Genomic DNA, 2,896 nt, shown 5'->3' on the forward strand with positions numbered 1-2,896 from the left:
GAAGCTGGGTCTTTGGTATCACGCGGCACCTGGTTCAGATCTAGAGGCTAGGAACAAAATTCTGCAAGAGACGGGAACAGTTCTATGCAAACCAACGGGAGAGGATCGACTTGACATAACATAATTTATCAACAGAACTGGTATGTTTGGGACTGTTGCGTTTTTCGGGCATCCGGCGACAGCAGCTCAAGGCTTCCAGCCGGATTCTGCGCAACAGAAACAGCCACGCACGCGACGCAACGGTTTCCCTTGGTTTTTTCTTGCAAAACATTACTCACGCGTCGATAACCGCTGACACTGGCCATTCCCTCTGTCGCGCAACGCCGCGCCGTAGGTGCCAAGAATCAACAGAACTGGTATGTTTGGGACTGTTGCGTTTTTCGGGCTTCGGCGAACCGCCTTTCTACCACGTGCCCGACTGTTCGCGTAACGCGACGCGGGGTGCGTCTGCAGTCGCCCTACGACGCACCCCGCGTCATCGATTTCCTTCATGGTTTTGATCTCCAGATGCAATCCGGCATCGCACATCGTCGTGCCGCCGTCAAACTCGCGCCGCCAGATTTGTGCGGAGTTCCGAAAGCCATCGACACCCCCATAAGGTGAAGCTTGAGATCACCGGGGATGTAGGAGTAGCAAGCCCTTAAGCGCTTCCCTGGCACGCCGCAAGGGCTCGCTTTCTTCAGACGGTTGCTGAGCGCCCAGGCAGCAATGCTTGGGCGGAACGCTATCTTCTGGGCATCGGCTGTGAGCAAACCGCCCGGTTCGGCGAACGCTGCAGACAAAAAACCCTGCCGAAGCCGCGTTAAGCGTAGGCATCGGCTGTCTACGGATACGGTAAACGGCAAGCATGCTTTCTGCTTTCTGCTTTCGCGGGACGGAATTCGGCCGAATTCAGGGACATTTCGAAAATTCCTTTATGACCACAACTCTGTTTTTCATTAATTGAAAGGATGGTTAATTATCAGGTGTCGCATTTCGGACACGATCTATATTTCAACTTTTTACATTACTGTTTTGTGCGATTAGTCTCGCTGCATAAGGATTGACGTCCAACGCAGGAGATGAGATGAAACGCACCACCTTTTCGATGATTTCACTGGCCGCGCTCGCATCCGCCGGCGCCGCGCATGCGCAAAGCAGCGTGACCCTGTACGGCGCGATCGATACGTCGCTGACCTACGTGCACAACGCACAGGGCAACAAGAACCTGTGGGCTCTCGGTAACAGTAGCGCAGGCAATCTGTCAGGTACACGTTGGGGCCTCAAGGGAACGGAAGATCTTGGCGGCGGCCTGAAAGCCATCTTCCAGCTCGAAAACGGTTTCGATCCGAGCACCGGCAAACTGGGGCAAGGCAGCCGGCTATTCGGGCGGCAGGCCTACGTCGGTTTGACAAGCGATTCGCTGGGTTCCGTGACGCTCGGCCGCCAGTACGATCCGCTGATCGATCTCGTACAGGCCATCACCGAGGACAACTATTTCGGCAGCGCATTCGCGACCGCGGGCGACGTCGACAACTACGACAACAGCTTCCGCGTGAACAACGCGGTCAAGTACACGTCGCCGGTCTGGTCGGGTCTGCAGTTTGAAGCGATGTACTCGTTCGGCGGCATCGCGGGCAGCACCGGCTCGGAGCAATCGTATTCGGCGGCGCTCGCCTATAACAATGGCCCGATCGCCCTCGCCGCCGGTTACTTCTATGCAGCGAACAGTCCAGCGTCGGCGGGCCCACGCAGTCCGGCAGCGGGTTGGAATAGCACGTCGGACGGTACGTTCGATGGCCCGATCAACAGCGGATACCAGACTGCGCACTCGCTCGGGATTGCCCGCGTCGCAGGCCAATATACGCTTGGGCAGTTCACGCTCGGGGCCGCCTACAGCAACTCGCAGTACCGCCGCGACGGCGCCTCGGTGTTCGATTCGAACGAAAAGTACAACACGGGTCAGGGATTCGTGAACTATCAAGCCACCAAAGCCCTTCTGGTCGGCGTGGGCTACAGCTATACAAAGTCGAGCGGCGATACGTCCGCAACGTATCACCAGGTCTCGCTCGGCGCTGACTATTCCCTTTCGAAGCGCACCGATGTGTATGTGACCGCCGCCTATCAGCATGCGAGCGGCGAAACCGGCAATGGCACGGGCGGCACGATGGCGGCGCAAGCCTCGATCGGCTCGTACGGATACGCTGGCACCAGCACGCAGGAAATGGTCAACCTCGGCCTGCGTCACAGGTTCTAGAAGACCTGTTGCATGTGCCGGGCATGCAACGAAACGGGCCAGCGACGGAACTGTGGGATGCCGTCAATGCAACTGTGATTTCTCGATCAGGCGCTCGAACGAGTGCTTCAACTGTTTGGAGTTGCGTGGCCCCAAAGCTTCTTCGATTGCCTCGTGGTGCGGGTCCACGCTGCCCTTCAGACGCAACCATCTCCAGCCCGCGATCGCTGATGCAGACGAGCGCCTTGCGGCTATTGTGTTCTTCCTGCGCGCGCTGCACGAGTCCGCGGCTGGCCAGCTTGTCGACATTTTTTGTCAAGACAGGACGGTGGTGTGGTCACGATGACCGACGGGCCAGCTGGTTGCTCGAAACCCCCAGGCCGTGAGGGCGCTGGGCGAAGTCATTCGCGACACCCTCGACTGCGGCATCGTGGGTTCGCGACCAGACAGTGAGCAAAAAAGCGCCCGGACCGTAAGGGCCTGGGCGAAGCCATCGGGAGCCCGACGGCGGAGGTATCGAAAACGGAACTGGCCCGCTGGGCGTTACCTCGATAGCGGGCCAGTTCTGGGAATGGGGGCGCGCAGAGGTGCTGCGCGCTCAGAGGACGATGCTCGGCGACCGGATGGGGCGCCAGCGGCTCGTCCCACCTGACTGTTTAATGAGCGCCGAAGTAAATCGGC

The 2,896-nt window shown here is 58.7% G+C and carries 1 protein-coding gene; it reads left to right on the forward strand.

The genetic code is table 11. The features are described from left to right. The first annotated feature begins 1,066 nt into the window (after positions 1 to 1,066). Positions 1,067 to 2,236, forward strand: a complete 1,170-nt coding sequence (locus tag GNZ13_RS10430) for a porin (RefSeq protein ID WP_172163214.1) — start codon at positions 1,067 to 1,069, stop codon at positions 2,234 to 2,236. The last annotated feature ends 660 nt before the right edge of the window (positions 2,237 to 2,896 follow it).

The sequence above is a fragment of the Paraburkholderia elongata genome (assembly GCF_013177735.1).
Lineage (GTDB): Bacteria > Pseudomonadota > Gammaproteobacteria > Burkholderiales > Burkholderiaceae > Paraburkholderia > Paraburkholderia elongata.